The organism is Microbacterium sp., from assembly GCF_047606385.1.
Classification (GTDB): domain Bacteria; phylum Actinomycetota; class Actinomycetes; order Actinomycetales; family Microbacteriaceae; genus Microbacterium.
Map to the genome: position 1 here is coordinate 42,062 of NZ_JASGEL010000091.1, position 23,867 is coordinate 65,928.

The 23,867-nt window shown below is 70.9% G+C and carries 17 protein-coding genes; 4 read left to right on the forward strand and 13 right to left on the reverse strand.

The window, feature by feature from the left end; translation table 11 throughout:
* Positions 1-9 precede the first annotated feature (9 nt).
* The 11 genes from QM626_RS08705 to QM626_RS08755 all read right to left on the reverse strand — a co-directional run bounded on the left by QM626_RS08705 (position 10) and on the right by QM626_RS08755 (position 18,209).
* A complete protein-coding gene (locus tag QM626_RS08705; protein WP_415076053.1) occupies positions 10-888 on the reverse strand; it encodes an ABC transporter permease in 879 nt (292 codons plus the stop codon).
* Positions 889-901: 13 nt separating this feature from the next.
* Positions 902-1,810, reverse strand: coding sequence for an ABC transporter permease (locus tag QM626_RS08710; RefSeq protein WP_415076055.1), 909 nt, complete (start codon positions 1,808-1,810; stop codon positions 902-904).
* A 113-nt stretch (positions 1,811-1,923) separates the two neighbouring features.
* Positions 1,924-3,039: an NAD(P)/FAD-dependent oxidoreductase gene (locus QM626_RS08715; protein ID WP_415076057.1), complete on the reverse strand. Its 1,116-nt coding sequence runs from the start codon at positions 3,037-3,039 to the stop codon at positions 1,924-1,926.
* Positions 3,032-5,023 (reverse strand): hydantoinase B/oxoprolinase family protein, encoded by a 1,992-nt coding sequence (locus tag QM626_RS08720; RefSeq protein ID WP_415076059.1) that lies wholly within the window; start codon positions 5,021-5,023, stop codon positions 3,032-3,034. The genes QM626_RS08715 and QM626_RS08720 overlap by 8 nt, the downstream gene beginning before the upstream one ends.
* Complete coding sequence (locus tag QM626_RS08725) at positions 5,020-7,065, reverse strand: hydantoinase/oxoprolinase family protein (RefSeq protein WP_415076061.1); 2,046 nt, start codon at positions 7,063-7,065, stop codon at positions 5,020-5,022. Before QM626_RS08725 ends, QM626_RS08720 begins: the two co-directional genes overlap by 4 nt.
* Before the next feature lie 36 nt (positions 7,066-7,101).
* Positions 7,102-7,689 (reverse strand): hypothetical protein, encoded by a 588-nt coding sequence (locus QM626_RS08730; protein ID WP_415076063.1) that lies wholly within the window; start codon positions 7,687-7,689, stop codon positions 7,102-7,104.
* Between the two features lie 75 nt (positions 7,690-7,764).
* Positions 7,765-9,528 carry a thiamine pyrophosphate-binding protein gene (locus QM626_RS08735; RefSeq protein ID WP_415076065.1) on the reverse strand — a complete coding sequence of 588 codons (1,764 nt, stop codon included), beginning with the start codon at positions 9,526-9,528 and terminating at the stop codon, positions 7,765-7,767.
* Between the two features lie 141 nt (positions 9,529-9,669).
* Complete coding sequence (locus tag QM626_RS08740; RefSeq protein WP_415076067.1) at positions 9,670-10,470, reverse strand: sugar phosphate isomerase/epimerase family protein; 801 nt, start codon at positions 10,468-10,470, stop codon at positions 9,670-9,672.
* A gap of 156 nt (positions 10,471-10,626) precedes the next feature.
* The gene (locus QM626_RS08745; protein ID WP_415076069.1) at positions 10,627-13,815 is read right to left on the reverse strand and encodes an NAD-glutamate dehydrogenase domain-containing protein; all 3,189 of its coding nucleotides are present in this window, start codon (positions 13,813-13,815) and stop codon (positions 10,627-10,629) included.
* A gap of 49 nt (positions 13,816-13,864) precedes the next feature.
* Positions 13,865-14,725 carry a pyrroline-5-carboxylate reductase gene (gene proC, locus QM626_RS08750; protein ID WP_415076071.1) on the reverse strand — a complete coding sequence of 287 codons (861 nt, stop codon included), beginning with the start codon at positions 14,723-14,725 and terminating at the stop codon, positions 13,865-13,867.
* 37 nt (positions 14,726-14,762) lie between these two features.
* On the reverse strand, positions 14,763-18,209 hold the full coding sequence (locus tag QM626_RS08755; RefSeq protein ID WP_415076073.1) for a proline dehydrogenase family protein: 3,447 nt from the start codon (positions 18,207-18,209) through the stop codon (positions 14,763-14,765).
* A 132-nt stretch (positions 18,210-18,341) separates the two neighbouring features.
* On the opposite strand from QM626_RS08755, the gene QM626_RS08760 reads away from it, so the two are divergent.
* Positions 18,342-19,253, forward strand: a complete 912-nt coding sequence (locus QM626_RS08760) for a LysR substrate-binding domain-containing protein (protein WP_415076075.1) — start codon at positions 18,342-18,344, stop codon at positions 19,251-19,253.
* A gap of 82 nt (positions 19,254-19,335) precedes the next feature.
* Here the strand turns inward: QM626_RS08760 and QM626_RS08765 are convergent, their stop codons facing one another.
* Complete coding sequence (locus QM626_RS08765; RefSeq protein WP_415076077.1) at positions 19,336-20,277, reverse strand: NAD-dependent epimerase/dehydratase family protein; 942 nt, start codon at positions 20,275-20,277, stop codon at positions 19,336-19,338.
* A 67-nt stretch (positions 20,278-20,344) separates the two neighbouring features.
* Between QM626_RS08765 and QM626_RS08770 the strand changes: the two genes are divergently transcribed.
* Entirely contained in the window at positions 20,345-20,947 is a 603-nt protein-coding gene (locus tag QM626_RS08770) for a TetR/AcrR family transcriptional regulator (protein WP_415076079.1), read from the forward strand.
* Between the two features lie 6 nt (positions 20,948-20,953).
* Here QM626_RS08770 and QM626_RS08775 read toward each other — a convergent pair whose 3' ends face one another.
* Positions 20,954-21,838: an aldo/keto reductase gene (locus QM626_RS08775; protein WP_415076081.1), complete on the reverse strand. Its 885-nt coding sequence runs from the start codon at positions 21,836-21,838 to the stop codon at positions 20,954-20,956.
* Positions 21,839-21,972: 134 nt separating this feature from the next.
* Between QM626_RS08775 and QM626_RS08780 the strand changes: the two genes are divergently transcribed.
* A complete protein-coding gene (locus tag QM626_RS08780) occupies positions 21,973-22,854 on the forward strand; it encodes a helix-turn-helix transcriptional regulator (RefSeq protein ID WP_415076083.1) in 882 nt (293 codons plus the stop codon).
* Positions 22,855-22,874: 20 nt separating this feature from the next.
* Positions 22,875-23,861, forward strand: coding sequence for an aldo/keto reductase (locus QM626_RS08785; RefSeq protein WP_415076085.1), 987 nt, complete (start codon positions 22,875-22,877; stop codon positions 23,859-23,861).
* Positions 23,862-23,867: the final 6 nt, after the last annotated feature.

Below are 23,867 nucleotides of genomic sequence, written 5' to 3' on the forward strand. Positions count from 1 at the left end.
TGCGCCACCTCACAGCGTCGTCTTCAGTCGAGGGTCGAGCACCGCCCGCAGCCAGTCGCCGACGAACAGCACGCAGACGACGGTGAACGTGATGCACAGGCCGGGGAAGGTGCTCAGCCACCACGCGGTCGCCAGGTAGTCGCGTCCGTCAGACAGCATCAGGCCCCAGGAGATGTCCGGCGGCTGGATGCCGACACCGAGGAAGCTCAGCGACGACTCCGTCACGATCAGGGTCGCCACGCTCAGCGTCGAGAGCACGACGAAGGTCGGCACGACGTTGGGCAGGATGTGCCGGACCATGATGTACACGTGGCTCGACCCGAACGTCCGGGCCGCCTTGATGAACAGGCGCTCGCGGATCTCGAGCACCTCGTTCCTGATCTGCCGCGCATAGATCACCCAACTGGTCAGGCCGAGCACGATGATGAGGGTGAGCAGTCCGGGACTCAGGATCGCGAGCACGGCGAGGATCAGCAGGATCGCCGGGATCGAGAGGAGCGCGTCGACGATCCGCATGAGGATCGCGTCGACGGCTCCGCCGAAGTAGCCCGCGACGATCCCGACCACCAGGCCGATGGCTCCCGACACGACGACGCCGAGCGCGCCCACGACGATCGAGACCTGCGAGCCGACCATGAGACGAGAGAGGATGTCGCGCCCGAGCTCGTCCGTCCCGAGCAGGTGCCAGCTCGGGCTGGTCGTGAACGGCGGCAGCAGCGCCTGCACGGGGTCGACGGCCGTCGGGTCGTACGGCGCGATCACCCGGGCGAGCGCCGCGGTCGCGCAGACGATCAACAGGACGACGATGCTCACGCGTGCCGGCCATGTCATGGACGCGAGCAGCGTGCCCTTGCGCACCACAGGCGCCGAGATGTCCTGTGTGCTCATGACCGCGCCTCGCTCATCCCTTGACCCCGATCCGGCGGTCGGCGAGCCGGAACACGACGTCGCCGACGATGTTGACGAGGATGACCATCACCGCGATGACGAAGACACTCGCCTGCACCACCGGCAGGTCCCGGTTCGACACGGAGTTGACCAGGAGCAGGCCCATGCCCGGCCAGGCGAAGACGGTCTCGGTGACGATGACCCCGCCGAGCAGGCTCGTGAACAGCAGCAGGATGATGCTGACGACCGGGACGAAGGCGTTGCGCAGTGCGTGCCCGTACAGGATGACGGCCTCGGGCAGTCCCTTCCCGCGTGCCGTGCGGATGTAGTCCTTGTTCAGCTCTTCGATGACGCTGGAACGGACGAGCATCATGATCTCCGCGGCCAGGGCGATCGCGATCGACACCGAGGGCAGGATCAGGCTCTGCCAGCTGCCCGACCCGGAGACGGGGACCAGCCGCAGGGTGACCGCGAACAGGAGGATGAGCATGATCCCCAGCCAGAACGTCGGCATCGCCTTGCCGAAGACCGCGACCGAGGAGAGGACCGTGTCGATCTTCTTGCCGCGGTTGACCGCGAGATACACGCCCGAGGGCACGGACAGGACGATCGCGACGACGATTCCCCACACCGCGAGCGTGAGCGTGACCGGCAGGCGATCGAGGACGAGTCCCAGCGCCGGCTGGTTGTAGCGGTACGAGACACCGAAATCGCCCTGGATCGCGTGCCAGATGTAGTCGAGGTACTGCACGTACAGCGGCCGGTCCAGGCCGAGGGAGTGCCGCAGGGCCTCGACCTGCTCGGGCGTCGCATGATCGCCCAGCAGGCTCGCGACCGGGTCGCCGGCGACGTAAACCAGCAGGAAGACGAGCGTCACGATGATGAACAGCACCGGGACGGCCTCGAGGACCCGCCGGATCACGTATCTCAGCATCTGATGGTCACCCGCTCTCTCATCGCTTCAGCGTACCAGCTTGCATGCGAACTTGTCCGCAAAAATTTTTCTCAAGTTTCCCGGCCCGTCGGGGACGCGCGTCAGCCGAATCGAGCGGGGGCGAGCGCTGTGTCGTCCAGCATCTGATGGCGCCCGAGCATGCGCGCCACGAGGATCTCCGCCGCCGGCAGCGCGTGCATGAAGCCGTGATGACCGAGTCCGGTGGCCACGTACAGCCCGTCCGTGCCGGGGACGGCGCCGACGATGCCGATGTCGTCCGGGGATGCCGCGCGGTGACCCCATTCCGACACGAACACCTGGTCCGCGCGCAGCCCGGGCAGCCGGTGGGTCAACAGGCCGACGGTCCGCTCGGGCTCGGACGCGTCGAAGAACACCGCATCCTCGCGGTCGGCTCCGCCGATGATCAGCCCCCGCCGGCTCGACACGAAGTACCCGCGCGTGCCCATGTCGAAGACGAGCGGGAGGCGGACGGGCAGGCCGTGCTGCGGAGCGGTCAGGAAGATCTGCCCCCGCTGGTTCCGGATCGGCGGCACCCACCCGGCCGGCGACAGGGCCGGGATGCTGCCCATGCCGGCGGCGACCACGACGGCGTCCGCTGCGATGCCGCCCTCGGCGGCCGTGACTCCCCGCGCGCGTTCGTGGCGGACGTCGACGGCGACGTCGCGACCCTCCACGATGTCGACGCCATGGCGCTCGCACAGGTCGAGGAGCGACTGCAGGACGGCGGCGGGCGATGCCGTGCCGTCGTGGGCGGTGTACCAGCCGCCGCGGACCCCGTCCATGCGCATGCCCGGCACGACCGACTCCAGATCGGCACCCGTCAGCCGCTCGATGGAGCCGCCACCGCCGCGCACGACCTCGGCGATCGACGCCCGCAGCTCGTCGTGCGCCGGCTCGGTGCTCAGGTAGAGATAGCCGTTCGCCTGGAAGTCGCTTCGCACGTCGTCGCGATCCCGCCACTCGGCCATGATCTGCAGCATCCGCAGCGTGAGGGCGACGTTCACCGGCTGCGCGAACTGCGAGCGGATCCCGCCGCCGCCCAGCAGCGATACACCGCCGCCCGGCTGATACCGATCGACGACGCAGACCCGCTCGACGCCGGACTCGCGCAGCTGCACCGCCGTGGCCAGACCCATGACGCCGCCGCCGACGATCACGACGTCGTAGCCGCCTCGCGTGTCCGCGCGCTCAGTCATGGCTCATCCCGGAGAACGCGTGCTCCACCATCTGCACCGTGATGACGGTCTCGCCGGTGGCGGTCAGCACCGTGTTCAGCCGCTCCAGCACCCGCTGGTTGACGGTCTCGCGGACGACGTGCGGGTACGCCCGCAGCTCGGTGACGAGCCGGCGTTCCGCACCGGCGCCCCACCGCGCGTCGTGCGCCTCCCGCCCGGCGCCGTAGCTGAACCCCGGCTCTCCGTCGGCCGAGCCCGGTGTCGCGCGGCGGCCGCGCTCGGCGGCGGTCGCGTCGTCGTCCACGACGCCGGCGTCGTCGACGACGACGCCGTACTGCTCCCGGGCCTGCCTCGCGTCGAGCAGGCCCGCGTCGACGTCGGCCGCGACCAGGTGCGCAGGCCGGTCCTGCGGACGCCCGATGGCGCCGCCCGTCGGCGTGCGGAAGCTGATCGTGTCGCCGTAGCCGAGCGGCACCAGGTCCACCCGCCCGATTGCCTGTTCCCGCTCGGTGCCCGCGTTGAGGACGACGTCGCCGCGAGCGCCCGGGGCGCCGCCCGCCACTCCCCACGGCTGGAAGTGGAAGCGCTCGAGACCACGGGTCGCGACCTCCACGCCGTCCTGCAGCGAACGCATCCGGAACTCGACGCCGACGCCGCCGCGATGCTCGCCTGGCGCGGAGGAGCCCGGAAGCAGGCCGTACTCCTCGACGAGGATGGGCATCTCCGCCTCGAGCACCTCGTTCGGGACGTTCGCCAGGTGGCCCCCGCCGCCGAACGTGGATCCGTCGACGCCGTCCAGGTGGGGACGCGCCCCGGAGCCGCCGAGGAACGGCTGCGCCACCGCCACCTTCTGCGTGCCGGTGTGCTCGTCCATCGCGGCCACCAGCACGATCGCGGCGGAGCCGGGCCCCGCGGTGGGGAACAGGTCGGGCATGGCCTGGACGAGACAGCCGAGGATGCAGTCGTGGACGCGCATCGCGGTCGCGTAGCGCGCGCCGCACGCCGCCTCGGGCCCGGGGTGCAGGAGCGTGCCCTCGGGCGCCCGGAAGTGGATCGACCGCACCATTCCCGAGTTGTAGGGGATCGTCGGCTCCATCGTGCGCAGCCAGTTCCGGATCGGGACCGTGACCTGGTAGTGCACGGGGTGGCCGTAGGTCGGCAGGTTCAGCGCGGCGCGCACCTCGACGTCCGTGCCCTCGAAGTCCAGGTAGAGGTCGGAGCCGCGGGACTCGAGCGTGCACTCGATGCGGACCGGACGCGCGCCCGGGGCGTCGCGCTCCATGTAGTCGACGAAGCGATAGACGCCGTCGGGGATCCGCGAGAGCAGGTCCCTCGCGCGGTGCTCCGCGAGGTCCATCACGTCGCCGATCCCCTGCCGCACCGCCTCGGCGCCGTAGCGATCGACGACCTCCAGGATCCGCTGCTCGCCGCGGTTGAGACCGGCGATCTGGGCCTGGATGTCGCCCCAGAACGGCTCGGGGATGCGGGAGTTGAGCTTGATGATGTCCCTGACCGCCGTGTTGAGCACGCCGCCTTCGTACAGCCGCACGGGCGGGATCCGCAGGCCCTCGTGGTAGATGTCGCGGCTGGACATCGCGATGCTGCCCGGCACGACACCGCCGACGTCTGACGAGTGGATGAAGGACATCGCGTAGCCCACGACCTCGTCCTCGACGAAGATCGCCTTCCACAGGAAGACGTCGGGGAGGTGGGTGGCGAGCCCCCCGGTCGAGAACGGGTCGTTGGCGATGCCGACGTCGCCCGGCCGGTAGGGCGCGAGCGCCTCGATCGCCTTCATCGTCGGCAGTCCCACCATCGAGTTGTCGGCGCGGTCCGTGGCGGTGGCGAAGACCTCGCCGTCGGGCGCGACCAGTGCGCACCCGAAGTCCGCGGTCTCCTTGATGTAGACCGTGAACGCCGTCTGCAGGACGACCGCGGTCATCTCTTCGGCGATCGACTTGAACCGGTTCTTCAGGATCTCGGTCTGGACGGCCTTGGTGGTCACGCGTCATCCCTCGCTTTCGCGACAATGTTCAACTCGGAGTCGATCACGACCGAGAAGGTCGGCGGCACGAAGATCGTCGTGTCGTCGGATTCGATGACCGCCGGCCCGCAGAACGCGTCCTGCGGGGCGAGCAGCGATCGCTCGTAGATCGCGGCGACGACGATCTCGCCGTGATAGGCGACCGGACGCCGGGTCGGCTCGGCGCTGCGCTGCCCGTCGGCGTCCACGCGGCGGGAGACGACCGGCACGGCGTTCGGCGCCACGAGCGTCACCTGGGCGGCGACGATCTCCACCGCCGCGTCTTCGTCGGCGATGCCGTATGCCCTGCGGTAGTCGCGGTGGAAGGCCTCGACCACCTCCGACACCCGGGTGGTGCCGCCGCTCTCCAGCCGCGGCAGATCCACGTCCACCGTGAACGTCTGGCCGACGTAGCGCACCTCGGCTTTGCGGAGATAGTGGGCGTCCGCGTTCGGCGAGAGCCGGAACCACTCGCGAGCAGCCGCCTCGAGCTCGCCGAAGACCTCCTCGAGGGCGTCGTCGGAGACCGTGCGCGCCTCGACGTTGAGGCTGCGGACGACATCGTGCCGGAAGTCCGCCACCAACCCGCCCTGCGCGCACAGCGTGCCGGGCCGGTTGGGGATGATCACCTTGTCGAAGCCGATGACCTCGGCCACGAGCATGGCCATCGTCGGGCCCGCCCCGCCGTAGGCGAACAGGGCGTAGTCGGACGCCGACAGCCCGCGCAGCGCCAGCAGCGGCACGAGCTGGGCGTGCATGTTCGCGATGGCGATGTCGAGGATGGCGCTGGACACCGATGGCACGTCGAGATCGAGCTCGTCGCCGATCGTGGAGAGCGCCGACTCCGCCGCGGCCGGCGAGAGCTCGAGCCGGCCGTCGAGGAAGCGACGAGGATTCACGATGCCGGCGACGAGGAGGGCGTCGGTGACCGTCGCCTGGGTGCCGCCGCGCCGATAGCAGGCGGGACCGGGCGTCGATCCCGCGCTCGCCGGGCCGACCTGGAGGTTCCCGCCGGGCCCGACGGTCGCGATCGAACCGCCGCCGGCGCCGATCGCGGAGATGTCCACCGTCGGGAGGATGAGCGGAAGCGCCCCGATGCGGGCCTCCGTCGAGTACGGGATCTCGCCGTCGATGATCGACACGTCCGCGCTGGTGCCGCCGATGTCGAGCGTGACGATGCGCGACTCGCCGGCGAGCCTCGCGATGTGCGTCGCCGCCGTCACGCCGGCGGCGGGACCGGACAGCAGCATGTGGACGGGGTTGTCCTTCGCCGCCTCCACACCCATCAGCCCGCCGTTCGAGCGCGTCGTCAGGATCGGCGCCTGGATGCCCAGTTCCCGCATCCCCTCACGGAGAGCCGTGAAATACGTCCGCATCCGATCGCCGACGTACGCGTTCATCACCGTGATCAGGCCGCGTTCGTACTCGCGCTGCACGGGCCAGACGCTGCTGGAGACGCTGACGAACAGGTCCGGATACGTGCTCTCGATGATCTCGCGGACCGCGTCCTCGTGCCGCGGGTCGCGGTAGGAGTGCATCAGGCACACGGCGATCGCCTGGACGCCTGCGGCATGCAGCGACGCGACCTGCCGGAGCACCTCTTCCTCGTCGACCGGCCGCAGCTCGTCCCCGGAGGCGAGCAGGCGCGCGCTGATCTCCCGCACCAGACGGCGCGGCACGAGGAGGGGCTGCTTGACCGAGAACAGGTCCGACGGGTTCTCCAGTTTGAGCCGCGCCATCTCCAGCATGTCCGCGAAGCCGCTGCTGACGATCAGGCCCGTCGCCGCGCCGCCGCGCTCGATCAGCGTGTTGAGCGCCAGGGTCGTGCCGTGGGCGAAGTAGACGACCTCGGCGGCGTCCACGCCGTGGTCGCGCAGGAGGGTCCGCAGACCGTCGAGAACGCCCTCGGCGGGATCGTCGGGGGTGGTGAAGACCTTGAAGGCGATCACCTCGCCGGAGGCATCGTCGATCGCTGCGAGATCGGTGAACGTCCCACCGATGTCGACGCCGACACGTATGGGCATGCGAGGCCTTTCTGATAGCTGGAGGAGTGGTTCTCGTCAGACCGCCCAGGCGGCTGCCGCCTCGGGCTGGCAGCGAGGATCGCCGCCTTCGCCGCCGCGGTAGTCCGCGACCTGGCCGTCGATGACGTAGCCGGTGTCGGTGGTCATGCTCCGACACCACTCCGGCGAGACGCACGAGCGGGCTCCGTACGATTCGACGGCGGCCATGATGACGGGCAGGCCGGCTCGCACCTCGGCCGCGCTCCGCTCGGGGTCGGCGAGCCGGACGCCGGCGGTCTCGGCCATCGCGGTGATGTCCTCGAGCTGCCTCGCCGCCCAGCCGTGGGGATCGGCGTTCAGCGCGTCGTCGAAGTTCCCGTACTCCGGCTCCATCCCCGGGAACCGGGGGTGGAAGTGCGCCGACCTGCCGTTGCCCTTCGGCAGTCCGACGGTGTCGAAGAGGTCCGCGCGCCAGAAGATCCCGTCGATGAGGATCGGCTGGGCGACCGAGCGGCTCCCGCGCATCACGATCGGCGTGACGGTGCGCAGGTCGATGCGCGCCCCGTGCTCTTCATGACCGGTGCCGACCTCGTACCAGTGCCGGACCATGACGACGACCTCGGAGAAGTGGAACAGCGTTTGCATTTCTCGAACCTCCATTTCGGGCGCGTGCGTGCCCTGTGTTCTTCCTTGGGCGACGGCTGGCCTGATGGCGGGCCGTCAATAGACGGGTCGGACGACCTCGCCGGACTCGGGGACGTCCCATGCCGAGACGGGCGGGAGCTGGTCGATGACGTGAGGCACCCGGATGCTCAGGAATGTCGGCCCCTGCCGGTCGCGCGCCGCCCGGAGCTCGATCTCCAGCTCGTCGAGGGTGCGGACGTCCGCTCCCGGCACGCCGCATGCCTCCGCCACCTTCACGGCGTCGATCGCGCCGGGGGTCACCCCGAAATAGCGCTGGCCCATGTACAGGTGCTGGAGCATCTTTATCCAACCGTAGCTCGCGTTGTCGAACTCGATGAACAGCACCGGCAGCTGATACCGGGCCGCGGTCTCCAGCTCGCCGCAGGCCATCGCGAAACTGCCGTCGGCGGTGAAGCAGACCACGCGGCCTCCGGTGCCGATGGCGGCCCCCATGGCGGCCGGGATCGCATATCCCATCGCGCCGTGTCCTCGCGGCAGCACCACCGTGCGGCCCGGCTTGTCGAGCTCCCAGAACGAGGCGAGGTACGGCGTCGGCGTTCCCGGGTCGCCCACGGCGACGACCTCGGAGCCGAACACCGCCTGCACGCGCGTGACGACGTCGGCCGGCGAGAGCTTGCCGGCCTCGGTCGAGGTCGGGACGCCGGCCTCCTTCCAGGCGCGCCTCGCGGCGGCCACCTCCGCGACGACCGCGTCGCGGTCCACGGCGAGGTCTACGCCCTCGAGCGCGTCGAGGAGCTGGCGGAGCACGGTGCGGCTGTCTCCGACGACCGCCAGGGAGCCCGGATAGTTCCTCCCGGCGCGGGTGGCGTCGATGTCGATGTGGATCACGGTCACGTCCGGTTCCCGGCGCGGCGCCCGCCAGCTGTCGGTGTTGGTCGCGTTCGCGCGCGTTCCGACGAAGATCACGGTGTCCGCGGATGCGACGTAGTCGAACGCGTAGCGGCGGGCGCCGTTGTTGCCGACCACGCCGAGCGAGTAGGGATCGTCGTCGGCGATCACGCCTTTGCCGTGGATGCTCGTGGCCACCGGGGCGCCGACACGCTCGGCGAGGGCCCGCAGCTCGGCGGCGGCGGACGAGGTGTGCACGCCGGAGCCGGCGACGATCGCGGGTCGCTTCGCGCGGGCGATCGCCGCGACCGCGGCCTGCACGACATCGGTGGCCGCGGCGGGCCGCTCGGCGGGAAGGTCTTCGACCGAGGGAATGGCGGCGTCGGTCAGCTCGTCGCGGGCGATGGTGTGGTCGAGCACGTCCTCGGGGAAGATCAGCACCACCGGGGCGGGGCGACCCGTCGTCGCGGCGCGCAGCGCGTCGGCGACCGCCGCGGGGATGTCCGCCGGCCGTTCCACCACCCGCGAGAACTTGGTCACGGCGCTGAAGAGCTTCACCTGGTCGATCTCGGTGAGAGCCCCGGAGCCGCGGCTGGCCGTATGGATGTCCGAGGTGATGAGCAGGACGGGAATCCCCGCCGCGTACGACTCTCCCATCGAGCCGACCGCATAGCTGCACCCGCCACCGCTGGAGACCTCCGCGACGCCCACGCGACCCGTCGTGCGCGAATAGGCGTCGGCCATCGCGAGCGCGTGACGCTCGTCTCGGGTGAGCACGTGGACGATGTCGTCGCGGTGGTCGTTCAACGCGTCGTAGAACACGACCCCGGTGTCGCCGGGAAGGCCGAAGATCTCCTTGACCCCCGCCGAGACCAGCGTCTCCACGAGCAGATCGGCGCCTCGCACCTGTCCGTCGCTCTCGGTCGTGCGCCGCTCTGCCGGTGCCGTCACTGTCACATCCACGTCTCAGCGTCTCCTCGTCGGCCGGTGGTGCGTCCGATCGACGCGCTGTCCACGGTAACACATTGTAGACCACTTTGCATGCGAAGTTGTGCGCGGATCTGTGCCGCCGAGCATGGCGCGGCCCTGCGCTCAGACCGGCCCGTCGCCCGGCACGGTCCGGGCCGGCGGAGCGCCCCAGTACGCACGCACGAGATTGGCGTAGAGCGCGACGTAGTCCTCTTTCGAGGGCACGTCCACGAGCGTCTCCGGGCAGAGATAGCCGCTGTAGGAGTCCGCGCGCAGGAGTGCCATGAGCTCGTCGTAGGGGAAGTCGCTCGCGAGATCGTGCAGGTCGATGTGACGCAGATAGGGCCTGATCCGCTGATAGGTGGAGGCGATGCTGCCTCCCACGAGGTCGCGGTGGTCGCTGTTGTAGTGCAGTCCCAGATTCGGCCGATCGGCCAGGCGCAGGATCTCGAGGGCGAAGTGCCAATTGTTGATCTCGCCGTGCATCTCCAGCAGCAGCTCGATGCCCACCGAGGCCGCCTCGTCGGCGAGACGCTGGAGGCTCTGCGCGATGCCGGCCAGCGTGATGTCGCGGTCGACGCCCGGATGCAGGTCGTTCCCGCAGACCCGCACCATGGGCGATGCGATGTCGTGGGCCAGCTCGATGTGCCGGATGGCGTTGTCCTCGGCCTTCGTGCGCTGCGCCGGGTCGGGACTGTCGAACCGGGCGCCCGAGCGCACGCACGCCGCCTCGAGGTAGGCGTCCTGGATCTTGTCACGGATCGCACGGCGCTCCTGTGCGCTGCGCTCGATCTCCACGCCGTGGGCGTTTCCGTACTCGCATCGGAAGTCGAGGCCGGCGAACCCCCGCCGGCGCGCGATGTCGATCATCTCGTCGAGAGTCCAGCTCTTGCCCAGGCCGTAGGACAGCAGTGAGAGCCTCATGATTGCTCCTTCATTCGATGGGTCGAGGCATGCGCTGGCGGACGCGCTCGGCGCTGCCGGAGGTCGCATGCTCATTACTTGCATGCAAAAAAGCATACAGAAAGTGACGATCGGAGGTCGCGGAATGCCGGTCCGCCGCAGCGACCCGGCGTTCGATCAGCGCGCCGCGGGATGGGGAGAGTACGCCGCCGCGCTCGCCATGCCCCCGAACACGCGCACCGCGACATCGAGCGTCGTCCAGCCCGGCGGCGTCGCACGGGAGATCTCCCGCAGCGTCGTGCGGGCGCGTGACACCCGGGATCGGTGGGACTCCTCCCATCGCGCGATGAGCGCGTCGATGTCGTCGGTGTGGTCCGCTCCGAGCAGCACGTCGACGCAGACCGCTTTGACGGCCCGGTAGATGTCGCCTCGCAGCAGCAGCCTCGCCTGCGTGTCCCATCGCTCCCGCTGCGGGAGGGCGGACACGGCGGTGAGGAGATGGTCGACCTGGAGGTGGGCGTTGATCCGGTAGTAGAGGCGCGCGACCCGTTCGCGGTCGACGCCGGTCAGGGCGGCGACGTCGATCACGTCGAGCAGGCAGAACCGGTGCAGCAGCGTCATCACCTCGCGTGCCTGCGCCACGGTCGCGCCCTGGTCGACGACCTCCCGCATCCGCTGCTCGACGATCTCCGCGTCCGCACCGCCGAGCAGGTGCGGCACGAGCCGGCTCATCGACCGGATGCCGTCGCGGTACCGCTCGGTCTCCGCCGCCATGTCGACCGGTTGCGGTCGCTGCGCGAGAAGCCACCTCGTGGCGCGTTCGAGCAGACGCCGCACCTCGCGCGTGAACGCGTCGGAGACCCGCGTGTTCGCGGCGAACCGGATGCCTGCGAGCAGGCGCGGGACGTCGAACACGCTGTGCGCCGCGACGTAGGCCCGCACGATGTCAGGCGTCGAGGCCCCGCTGGCCTCGGCGATGCGGAAGACGAAGGCCACCCCGCCGGTGTCGACGAGCTCGTTGGTGAGCGCGGTCGCGAGGATCTCCCGCCGGAGTGGATGGCGAGCGAGCTCGACCGGGAAGCGACGTCGCAGCTCGGACGGGAAGTAGGCCTGCAGCCGGGGCAGGAGCTCGTCGGCATCGAGCACATCGGATGAGAGCAGGTCTGCTTTGAGGGACAGCTTGACGTGCGCCGCGAGGGCCGCCAGCTCCGGCGAGGTGAGGCCGGCACCCCGCTCGAGGCGCTGCTGGATGTCCTCGTCGTCCGGGAGGGCCTCGAGCGTCCGATTCAGGATGCCGCGCGCCTCGAGGTCGCCGATGAGGCGGCCGTGGGTGTCCATGAGCTCAGCGGCCTGAGCCCGCGTGGTGCCGAGCAGCTCGTTCTGCGCGCGGTTCTCCGCCAGCACGAGCTCGACCACGTCGGGCGTCATGTCGGCGAGCAGCCGATCGCGAGCCGGCGCATCGAGGCCTCCTCGCGCGACCGCCGAGTCCAGCAGGATCTTGATGTTGACCTCGTGATCGGAGCAGTCGACGCCGGCGGAGTTGTCCCACGCGTCGCTGTTGACCCCGTGCCCCGCCTGGGCGAGCTCGATCCGGGCGCGCGGGGTGATGCCGAGGTTCCCGCCCTCGACGACGACCCGCGCCCGCACCTCGCCGGCGTCGATCCTGAGGTCGTCGTTGGACTTGTCGTGGACGTCCAGGGACGTCTCGGCCTGCGCCTTCACGAACGTGCCGATGCCGCCGTTCCACAGCAGGTCGACGGGCGCGCGCAGGATCGCCCTGATCAGCTCGCGCGACGAGAGCGACGACGCCCCGGCCAGTCCGAGCGCCTCGGCCGCCTCGGCGGAGATCGGGATGGACTTCGCCGTCCTCGGCCAGACGCCGCCTCCCGCGCTGATCGAGGCGCGGTCGTAGTCGGCCCAGCTCGATCGCGGCAGGTGGAACAGGCGGACCCGCTCCGCGTGGGACCGCGCCGGATCCGGCGCCGGGTCGAGGAAGATGTGGCGGTGGTCGAACGCGGCGACCAGCCGGATCCGTGAGCTGAGCAGCATGCCGTTGCCGAAGACGTCGCCGCCCATGTCACCGATTCCGACGGCAGTGAGCGGATCCGTGTCGGCGTCCATGCCGCGTTCCCGGAAATGTCGCCGCGCGCTCTCCCATGCGCCTTTCGCCGTGATCCCGATGGCCTTGTGGTCGTAGCCGACCGACCCGCCGGAGGCGAAGGCGTCGCCGAGCCAGAAGCCCCGCGCCGCGGCCACGTCGTTCGCGACGTCGGAGAAGCCCGCCGTGCCGCGGTCTGCGGCGACGACCAGGTAGGAGTCGGACCCGTCGCGGCAGACCACGCGGGCAGGCGGGACCACGCTCGCCTGGGCCGAGTCGAGGTTGTCGGTCACGCCGAGCAGCGCCGAGACGAAGATGCGATAGCAGTCCGCGCCCTCACCGCGTTTGGCGATGAAGACGCCCTTCGCGCCGGCGGGCACGATGATCGCGTTCTTGACCATCTGGGTGCGCACCAGGCCCAGCACCTCGGTGCGATAGTCGTCGATCCGGTCGGACCATCGCAGGCCGCCGCGCGCCACCCGTGAGAAGCGCAGATGGGTGCCCTCCACATCGGGGCCGTAGACGAACGTCTCGAAGAGCGGACGCGGTTCGGGCAGCTCCGGGATGCCGCCGGAGTCGAGCTTGACCGTGATCACCGGCCCCGGCGAGCCGTCGTCGGCGACCCGGAAGAAGTCGGTGCGCACCGTGCTCAGCACGAGCGAGAGGAACGCGCGGAGGATCCGGTCGTCGTCGATCCCGGGGACGCCTTCGATGTCCGCCCTGATCCGGTCCTCGGTCTCGGCCGCCGCGACGGCGTCGATGCGATCCGGGTCGAGAAGGCTCCCGAAGAGGCGGACGAGCCGGCGCGTGACGCCGTCGTGGCGCTCCAGCACGCGCACGACCTGGGCGGAGGAGAACGGAAGCCCGGCCTGCTTGAGGAACCGCGCGTAGACGCGCAGCAGCGCCGCCTCCCGCCAGCGCAGCCCCAGCCTGGGCACGAGGACGTTGAACGGATCAGCCTCCGCGCGGCCCGACCACACGGCCCGGAACGCGTCGACGACGACGTCCTCCTGGTCCGCCCGCGGCGCCGCCTCGGTGCGGATGCGGAACTCGTACGACCATGCCGCGGCGCCGGCGGCGGTGAGGTGGGCGGTCGGCCGCTCGTCCAGCACGACGAAGCCGAGGCTGTGCAGCACCGGAAGCACGTCGCTCAAGGCGGCCGGCTCCCCGCACACGAGGAGGGTGAACACGCCGGCGGCGATGTCCAGCCGGGCGTCCATCTCGCCCGGTCGCAACGACTCCAGGCGTGACATCACGTGCGTGCCCATGCGTCGGCTCCCCTCATCGTGCACCGCGAACCCGGTGGGGATCACGCCGTCAGCTGCCGGCCAGCTCGTGCGCGCGTTCGACCGCGGCGACGGTCGCGGCGTCCACGATGTCGCCGAGCCCGCGGGTCGCGAACACGTCCAGCGCGGCCTGCGTCGTGCCGCCCGGGCTCGTGACCTGCTCGCGCAACGCGGCCGGGTCGCTGCCGGTCGTCTCCATCAGCGCGATCGCCCCGCGGAACGTGCCGACGACGAGGAGGCGCGCGGTGTCCGCGTCGAATCCTCGCTCCCGGGCTGCGGCGATCAACGCCTCGATGAAGAGGAAGACGTATGCCGGGCCCGAGCCGGAGATGCTGGTCAGCGGGTCCAGCATCTCCTCGGGCACGGCCACCGCGGTGCCGATCGTCGCGCACAGCGTCATCGCGACCCGGACGTGCGACGGGCGGGCACGCGAGCCCGCGGCGACGCCGGTGACGGCCTGCCCGACGCGTGCCGGCGAGTTGGGCATCACCCTCACGACGGCGACACGGTCGGGAAGGCGGGACTCGATGGCCGAGGTCGGCACGCCGGCGGCGATGCTGATCAGGACGGTGTCGGGCCCGAGCGAGGGCCGGATCTGGTCCAGCAGCTCCGCCATCTGGTGCGGCTTGACGGCCGCGATGACGACGCGAGCCCCGTCGACGGCGCGGGCGTTGGCGTCCGGGTCGGTCGCACCGTCGTAGCCGGTGACGCCGGTCGCCCGCGACAGCTCGGCGATGCGGTCGGGCCAGCTGTCGGCGATGCGGATGCCGCCCTCGATGTCGAGATCGGAGTCCAGCAGTCCCTGCAGGATGGCACCGCCCATCGCCCCCACGCCCAGGATCGCGACCGGACCGAGCGGCTCGCCCGGTGTCGGCATGTCGGCGTCGCTCATGATTTCCTCCTCCGTCCGCGGCGGTCGCGGCAGCCCGTCAGATGATCCCCGCCGACAGCGTCGTGGGGTTGCCGAACCGGTGGTTCGTGATCGAGATCGCCTGCTCCCGCAGGAACGGGAGCAGCTCGACGCGACCGGCGTCCGTCACCGCGTGCCCCCACACGGCGATGTCGGGCGAGCCGCCGAGATCCTCGGCCACGGTCGCCGCGTCCGCACCGACCAGACGGACGCGATGCGACACGGCTCCCCGCGCGGCCAGTCGCCGCGTCCACGTGCCGGCGCTCTCGTGGCGGACCTCGACGCCCGTGGCGGCGAGCGCCCGTCGGACGGCCTCCGGCAGCGGGGTCTCCGAGGAGACCGTCAGCGGGGAGCCGCTGCGCAGACCCGCGGCGAGGACGCGAAGGCCGTCGACGAGAGGGGCGTCGGCGATGCGCACGTCCACGGGCACCGGGCGGTACCGGAACAGGTTCCGCTCCACTCCGAGGCCGGTCACATCGACGCACCGGCCGAACTCCTCGTCCCAGGCTCGCTGGTCGGAGGCGGCCGCGTACGCGAGCCGGGTGCGCTCGTCCGCGGTGACGACCGAGCGCGCCGCTGCCAGCAGCTCCGCGACCGCGCCCTCGGTGGGGGCCGCTCCGCTGCGCACCTCTGCCGGCAGCCAGTCGCCCAGCCCGAACAGGTAGTTCGGGCCGCCCGCCTTCGCGCCCGCGCCGACCGCCGAGCGCTTCCAGCCGCCGAACGGCTGACGCTGCACGATCGCGCCGGTGATGCCGCGGTTGACGTACAGGTTCCCGGCCTCGACCCGCGCCAGCCACGTCTCGAGCTCCGCCGGGTCCTGCGTCTGCAGCCCGGCCGTCAGCCCGTAGTCCACCGCGTTCTGCAGTCGGATCGCCTCGTCCAGGTCCGTGGCGCGCATGATGCCGAGCACCGGCCCGAAGAACTCGGTGAGGTGGAAGTACGAGCCGGGCTTGACGCCGGTCTTCACCCCGGGGGACCACAGCCGCCCGCTGTCGTCGAGCCGTCTGGGCTCCAGCAGCCACCGCTCGCCGGGTTCGAGGCGGGTGAGCGCGTCGAGCAGCTTGCCGGCTGCGGGCTCGATGATCGGGCCCATCTGGCTCGTCGGGTCGTCGGGGTAGCCCACACGCAGCGACCGGGCGGCGTCCAGGACCTGCCGGGTGAACCGCTCCGAGTCGGCGACCGAGCCGACCAGGATCGCGAGCGAGGCGGCGGAGCACTTCTGACCGGCGTGCCCGAAAGCGCTCTTGACGAGGTCGGATGCCGCGAGATCGAGGTCCGCGGACGGCGTGACGATGATCGCGTTCTTGCCGCTGGTCTCCGCCAGCAGCGGCAGGTCCTTGCGGAAGGAACGGAACAGCTCCGCGGTCTCGTAGGCGCCGGTGAGGATGACGCGGTCGACCAGCCGGCTCGCGATCAGATGAGCGCCCAGGTCATGCGACTGCAGGTCGATGAGGGCCAACAGGTCGCGGGGGACCCCCGCGTCCCACAGCGCCTGGACCATGACGGCACCGCACCGCTGCGTGAGCCTCGCCGGCTTGATGACGACGGCGGAGCCGGAGGCGAGGGCGGCCAGCACCCCGCCCGCGGGGATCGCGAGCGGGAAGTTCCACGGCGGTGTGACGACCGTGAGCTTCGAGGGGACGAACCGGGCGCCGTCGATCGCGTCGAGGTCCTTGGCGCGCTCGGCGTAGTAGTGCGCGAAGTCGACGGCCTCGCTGACCTCGGGATCGCCCTCGGCGATCGTCTTCCCGGCCTCGGCCGCCATCACTTCGAGCAGCTCCGTTCGCCGAGCGGCGAGCATCTCGCCTGCCCGGTGGAGGACCGCCGCCCGCTCGGCGCCCGGCTGGGCGACCCAGGTCGCCGCGGCGGCGACGGCGCGCTGCAGCACCGCATCCACGTCCGCGGCGTCGTCGATGCGCGCGGCGACGATGGTGTCGACGCCCAGCACGGACTCGGTGGAACGCTCGAGGATGCGCCGACCCCACTCCCGGTTCGCCGCGAGCGAGGGGTCGGTGTCGGGCTCGTTGCGGAAGCCGCTCGCCTCGCCGGTCGGCTGAGACGTCTCGCGGGCACGGTCCTGCGTGCGGTTGGGCGCCGGGACGCTGCCGGCGCTCGCGGTCAGCTCCGCCAGCGAGCGCTCGAAGCGCCCGCGCTCGCGGTCGAAGAGATCGCGGCTGGCCGAGAGCTCGAACACGGCCGACATGAAGTTCTCCTGGCTGGCGTTCTCCTCGAGACGGCGCACCAGGTAGGCGATCGCGACGTCGAACTCGGCCGGGTCGACGACCGGGGTGTAGAGCAGCAGGCGGCCGACGTCCTTGCGGACGGCCTCGGCCTGGCCCGTGGCCATTCCGAGCAGCATCTCGAACTCGACATCGTCCGTCACCCCGCGCGCCTTCGCGGTCAGCCACGCGTACGCGATGTCGAACAGGTTGTGGCCCGCGACGCCGAGCCGCACCGCGTCCAGCCGCTCCGGTGTCATCGACCAGTCCAGCACCCGCTTGTAGTTGGTGTCCGACTCCTGCTTGCTCGAGTAGGTCGCGAGCGGCCACCCGTGGACGGCCGCGTCCACGCCCTCCATCGCGAGGTTGGCGCCCTTGACCACCCGCACCTTGATCGGCGCGCCGCCCGCCGATCGCCGCTCGCGGGCCCAGTCCTGAAGCCGCTGCATCGCGCCCAGCGCGTCGGGCAGATACGCCTGGAGCACGATCCCCGCCTCGAGCTGCGCGAACTGGGGCTGATCGAGCATCCTCGTGAACACCGCGATCGTCAGGTCGAGATCGCGGTACTCCTCCATGTCCAGGTTGATGAACTTGGCCGTGCCCCGTGCGGTTCCGCGAGCCGCCAGCTCGTAGAGCGGGGTCAGCTCGGTCACGATGTCGGCGACAGCCTCGTCGAACGACCACATCGAGAGCTGGCTGACGACGCTCGAGACCTTGATCGACACGTAGTCGACGTCGGGACGGGCGAGGAAGGCGTAGGTGCCTTCGAGGCGACGACGCGCCTCGCGTTCGCCCAGCACGGCCTCGCCGAGCAGATTCAGGTTGAGACGGTTGCCGCTCGTGCGGAGCCGGGCGATCGCCGGCCCGAGCTTCGAGGGCGTGGCATCGAGCACCAGGTGGCCGACCATCGCGCGCAGCACCCGCCTGGCGATGGGGACGACGAGGGCAGGAGCCTTCGAGGCCACGAGGCCGCCGAGGTTGATCGCGCCGCGCAGGTACCAGGGAAGGAACGTGGGGGTGATCGCTGCGAGCTCGGCGAGCTTCCGGCCGGCGACACGCAGATCCTCGGGGCGCATGACCCCGTCGACGAAGCCGACGGTGAAGTCGAGCCCGTTGGGGTCCTTGAGCACCTCGGCGAGGCGTTGCGCGGCGCTGTCCACGGGATACCGCGTGCTGTCCTCGAGCCAGCGGCGGACGAGCAGATCGATGTCTCGCGCGGTCGGCGTCGAGAGGTCGGCAACGGTCATGAGAAGTACTCCGAGGTCAGAGCGGGCTGTGCGACGGGTGCGTCAGAAGCTATGCTCCGGTGTGCGAACCGTTGTGTCTATCAAACGGTTGCAGCAGCAATAGATCACTCATGCTTAACAATGGAGCTCGCGGTGCTGGACACCCGTCGCCTTCGCGTCCTCGTGGAGCTGAGCCGTCGCGGCACGCTCAGCGCCGTCGCCGACGCGCTCTCGTACAGTCGCGCCGCCGTGTCGCAGCAGCTGAGCGCGCTCGAGAAGGAGGTCGGCGCCCGGTTGCTCGTGCCGGCCGGCCGGGGCGTGCACCTGACGCCGCAGGCGGAGATCCTCGTGGCTCACGCCGTCGACGTCCTCGATCGGCTCGAGAACGCGGAGGTGGCCGTCTCGCAGTCCCTGGGGGCCGCAGTGGGGACGATCCGCGTGGCGGCCCTGCAGTCGACGATGCACGCCGTGATCCCGGATGCGCTGGCGATCCTCGCCGCCGAGCAGCCGGCGCTTCGGGTGGAGGTCGTCGAGTACGAGCCCGAGCACGGCCTGGCGGCCGTGCTGGCGCGAGAGGTCGATCTCGCGATCGCGGAGCAGTACCCGGGGCGCGCCCGCCGGCCGCGCCTCGATCTGGACCTCGTCCCGCTCGCCGCGGATCCGATCTCGCTCGCGCTCGCTCCGGGCTCGCCCGTCTTCGACGATCCGGTCGAGACGCTGCTGTCGACGCGGGATCGCCCATGGGTGCTCGAGCCGCAGGGGACGGTGACGCGCGAATGGGCCGAGCAGCTGTGCCGGGCGGCGGGCTTCGAGCCCGACGTGCGGTTCGAGACCGCCGACCTCACCGCCCACGCCAAGCTGATCGCCACCGGCCACGCCGTCGGCATCCTTCCGGAGATGCTGTCGACGCAGGTGGCCCCCACGCTGCTGCTGTCGGCTCTTCCGGGGGCTCCGGTCCGCGACGTCTTCTCGTCCGCGCGGCTGTCCTCCGCTCAGGCACCCGCGATCCAGGCTTTTCGTGATGCGCTCTCACGGAGCGCGTCACGTCCCGGGCAGGCTCGATGACCGGTCCGCGCGGCGCTCGGAGCGACGCGATGAGGTGCTCGCCACGGCTCGCCGGCGGAGCGCGCGCCCGCACTGCGACGATCTACGGTCGGGGAAGCGCGTCGTCGGCCCCCAGGAGGATGCGGAGCCCGTCCCGGTAGGTGGTCACCTCGAACTCGGGGAACCGGGCGGCGAACTTCGCGGAGTCGAACCGGTTGTCGTGCGCGTACCGGGGCAGCAGCTCCCTCAGCTCCCGCGCCGCCATGGAGAAGAGGCCGGCCGTCTCCCATACCCATCGGGGGATCACGATGTCGCCGACGGGACGGCCGAGCTCCGCCCCGGCCAGCGCGACGAGCTCGCGGTACGTGAGCCGGTCGTCGCAGACCGGGAGGTGCCAGGTCTGCCCGAAGGCATCGGGCGCGTTGCCGAGGGCGGCCAGCGCACGGCTCGCGTCGGGTGTCCAGATGAGCGTGCGCAGCCGGTCGTCGCGCACCGGGACGAGGGGTCTCCTGCCGGCTTTCAGGCGATCGATGACGAGGGCGTTGGTGAAGCTCTGCGTCCGCCCCGGGCCGTAGAACTCCGGCGCCCGGGCGATGAGGACCGGGATCTCGCCGCGCGCCATCTCGTCGAGCACCATCGACGCCATCGCCGCGCGGACCCTCCCCTTTCGCCCGACCGGTGCGAAGGGGGTGTCCTCGGTCTGGACCCGGTCGTCCTGCGGATACATGTAGGTGTTGTCGAAGTATGCGAACCTCGCGCCGGCGGCGCGGGTCGCCTCGAGCGCATTCCGGAGCATCGTGGGGAACTGCGCCTCCCACAGCGCGGTGTCCGCCGGCAGCCCCGCCGTGAAGTAGACGACGTCGCTGCCCGCGACGGCCGCGGCGGTCTGCGCGGCGTCGAGCAGATCGGCGCGCGCGAGGGTGTCGGAGTCATTGATCGTGCGCGGGTTGCGACTCACCAGGCGGAGATCGGATGTGTGAGCGCGGCTCAGCTCCCGCGCGAGCTCGACCGCGATCTGACCGTTGGCTCCCAGTATCGTCTGCACGCTGTCCCTCGATCCCCGGTGCGGTATGTTTGCACTGCTTACATAAGGGTAAGAGGGGTTGTGAGCAGTGTCAACTTCAGGGAAGAGCTACCATCACGGCGACCTGCGCGCCGCGTTGCTGACGGAGGCGATGCGGATGGTGGAGGCCGGCGAGGCCTTCTCGCTGCGAGCGGTCGCGCGGGAAGCCGGCGTCTCGCCGACGGCGCCGTATCGGCATTTCACGGACCGCGACGCACTCGAGTCCGCGCTGGCCGCCCAGGGCCTGCGCGACCTGCTCTCCGACCTCACCGAGGGACGCCCGCCGGTGGTGACGCCGGAGGACCTGACGGAGATCGCGGTCGCCTACGTCGACTTCGCGCTCCGACGTCCCGAGCTGTTCCGCCTGATGTTCACCAACGCCTGCGACGAGCAGAACGAAGAGCGCGCGCGGGCAGCCGGGCAGATCCATGAGCTGCTGGGCCGCGCCATGCTCGGAGTGTTCCCGGATGCGGACGCCGAGGCCATGGCCTCGGCGGGCTGGGCCCTCGCGCACGGCCTGGCCTGCCTGTACCTGGACGGCAAGCTCCTCGCGGCATCGCGTGCGGACGTCGCCGTCCACGTCCGCCGCGCGTTCGCCGCGATCCTCACCGCCCGCCCGAGCGCAGTCCAGCCGGGATCGTCCTCGTCCTGACCGCGGTCAGGGCTCGTCGATGACGACGTCGAAGAAGGCGTCGCGGGGCTGGTCGGGATCGGGGCCGCCCCGCATCCCGGTGTCGAGTCCGTCGATGCGTGCCACCTCCCCGGCGTCCAGCACGAAGTCGAACACGTCGATGTTCGCCGCGATGCGCTCCGGGTTCACGGACTTCGGGATCACCGAGCGGCCCTGCTGGATCCCCCATCGCAGCATGACCTGCGCCGGGGTCCTGCCGTGCGCGGCGGCGATCTCGGCGATCGTCGGATCGTCCATCACGCTGTGCGTGCCGTCGCCCCAGCCCGGGTAGAAGGTGATCCCGCCGATCGGCGACCACGCCTGGGTCAGGATGCCGTGCGCCGCGTCCGCCGCCTGCACGTCCGGCTGGGCGAAGTAGGGATGCACCTCGACCTGGTTGACGGCGGGCACGACATCGGTCTCGGCGAGGAGCGCGTCGAGGTGGTGGGGCATGAAGTTGCTCACGCCGATCGACCGCACGCGGCCCTCGGCGAGGAGGGTCTCCAGCGCCCGGTATGCCGCGATCGTCGTGTCGAAGCGGGTGGGAGCCGGCTGATGCAGGATCAGCAGGTCGAGCGTGTCGACGCCGAGCTTCCCCGTCGCCTTCTCGAAGGCGTGCAGCGTCTTGTCGTACCCGTAGTCGCTGACCCACACCTTCGTCTCCAGGAACACGTCGCCGCGCGGGATGCCGAAGCGTCGCAAGCCCTCGCCGACCTGGCGTTCGTTGCGGTACGCGGCGGCGGTGTCGATGTGGCGGTAGCCGATGCGCAGCGCGGCATCGACGGCTGCGGCCGTCTCCTCGGGCGGGCTCTGGAACACGCCGAGGCCGAGGGCGGGGAGGGTGACGCCGTTGTTCAGGGTGAGGTCGATCATGATCGTGGATCCTTCCGGTCGTGCGGAGTCGCATCCTCCAGCAGACGCCCGCCGTCGTCGTCTCGGCAGTCACCGGTATCCCCGGTACTGGCAGACCCTCCCTCACGATGACCGGGCGGCGTAGCGTCGGCGACATGGATCACCGCAGCGAGGTCCGCGAGTTCCTCTCGACGAGGCGCGACCGCATCACCCCCGTCCAGGCCGGCCTTCCCGCGTTCGGCGGGAACCGGCGCGTGCCCGGGCTGCGCCGCGAGGAGGTGGCGCTGCTGGCCGGCGTCAGCGTCGACTATTACACGCGCCTGGAGCGCGGCGACCTCTCCGGCGCGTCCGAGAGCGTGCTCGACGCGCTGGCCCGCGCCCTGCAGCTGGACGAGGCCGAGACCGCGCACCTGTTCGACCTCGCCCGCACGGCGAACGCGTCACCCGGAGCGCGTCGGCCGAGGAAGAAGGCGGAAGCCGTGCGTCCCAGCATCCAGCGCGTGCTCGACGCGATCACCGACGCGCCCGCGATCATCCGCAACAACTACTTCGACTACGTCGCCGCCAACCGCCTCGGCCGGGCGCTCTACTCGCCCGTGTTCACCGATCCGGCGCCCAACAGCGCACGTTTCGCCTTCCTCGACCCGGCCGCGCGGGACTTCTACGCCGAGTGGGACAAGAACACGCAGGAGCTCGTCGCCACGATGCGCGGCGAGGCCGGTCGCAACCCGTACGACAAGCGGCTCACGGACCTGGTCGGCGAGCTGTCCACCCGGTCCGAACGGTTCCGCACGCTGTGGGCCGCGCACAACGTGCGCTATCACCGCACCGGCGTGAAGAGGCTGCGCCATCCGGTCGTCGGCGATCTCGAGCTCACCTACGAGGCGTTCGAGCTGCCCGCCGACCCCGGCCTGCAGCTCTCGACCTACACCGCCGAGCCGGGCACATCGTCGGCCGACGGGCTGCGGATGCTGGCGAGCTGGGCGGCGACCACCGAGCTGCCGGCGCCGCGCGGCGCCGGCCTGACCGTCGACTGATCCCGTCGCAGGAGGAAGGAATGCACACCAGAACCCTGGGGCAGCGCCTGCGGGTCTCGGCGATCGGCCTCGGCTGCATGGGCATGTCGCAGAGCTACGGGCCCAACCCCGGCGACCGCGAGGAGATGGTCGACGTCCTCCGCTCCGCGGCGGAGCTCGGCGTCACGTTCTTCGACACCGCCGAGGTCTACGGTCCCTACGGCAACGAGGAGCTGGTCGGCGAGGCGCTGGAGCCGCTGCGCGGCGACGTCGTGCTCGCGACGAAGTTCGGCTGGCGGATCGAGGACGGCCGCAGCGTCGGACTGGACAGCCGCCCGGAGCAGATCCGGCGCGTCGCCGACGCGTCGCTGCGTCGGCTGCGCACCGACGTGATCGACCTGTTCTACCAGCACCGCGTCGATCCCGACGTGCCGATCGAGGAGGTCGCGGGCACGGTCGGCGAGCTCGTGCACGAGGGCAAGGTGCGGCACTTCGGACTCTCCGAGGCGTCCGCGACGACGATCCGCCGCGCGCATGCGGCGTTCCCGGTTACCGCGGTGCAGAGCGAGTACTCGCTGTGGACGCGGGACCCGGAAGCGGACGTCCTCCCGACCCTGGGCGAGCTCGGCATCGGGTTCGTGCCGTTCAGCCCGCTCGGCAAGGGATTCCTGACCGGCACGGTCGACACCTCGACCGCCTTCGCGGCCGGCGACGTGCGTGCCACGATCCCTCGCTTCGAGGCCGAGAATCGGGCCGCGAACATGGCGCTCGTCGACCACGTCCGCGTCCTCGCCACGGACAGAGGCGTCACCCCGGGCCAGATCGCGCTCGCGTGGCTGCTGGCGCAGCACCCGTGGATCGTCCCGATTCCCGGCACCCGCCGTACCGGCCGCATCGCCGAGAACGCGGCATCCACCGCGGTGGGACTGTCCGCCGACGAGCGGGCCGACCTCGACGCGCTCGCTCAGCGCGTCGGCGTGCACGGCGACCGCTACAACGCCCACCACCTCCGACTCGTCGGTCGCTGAGGCCCC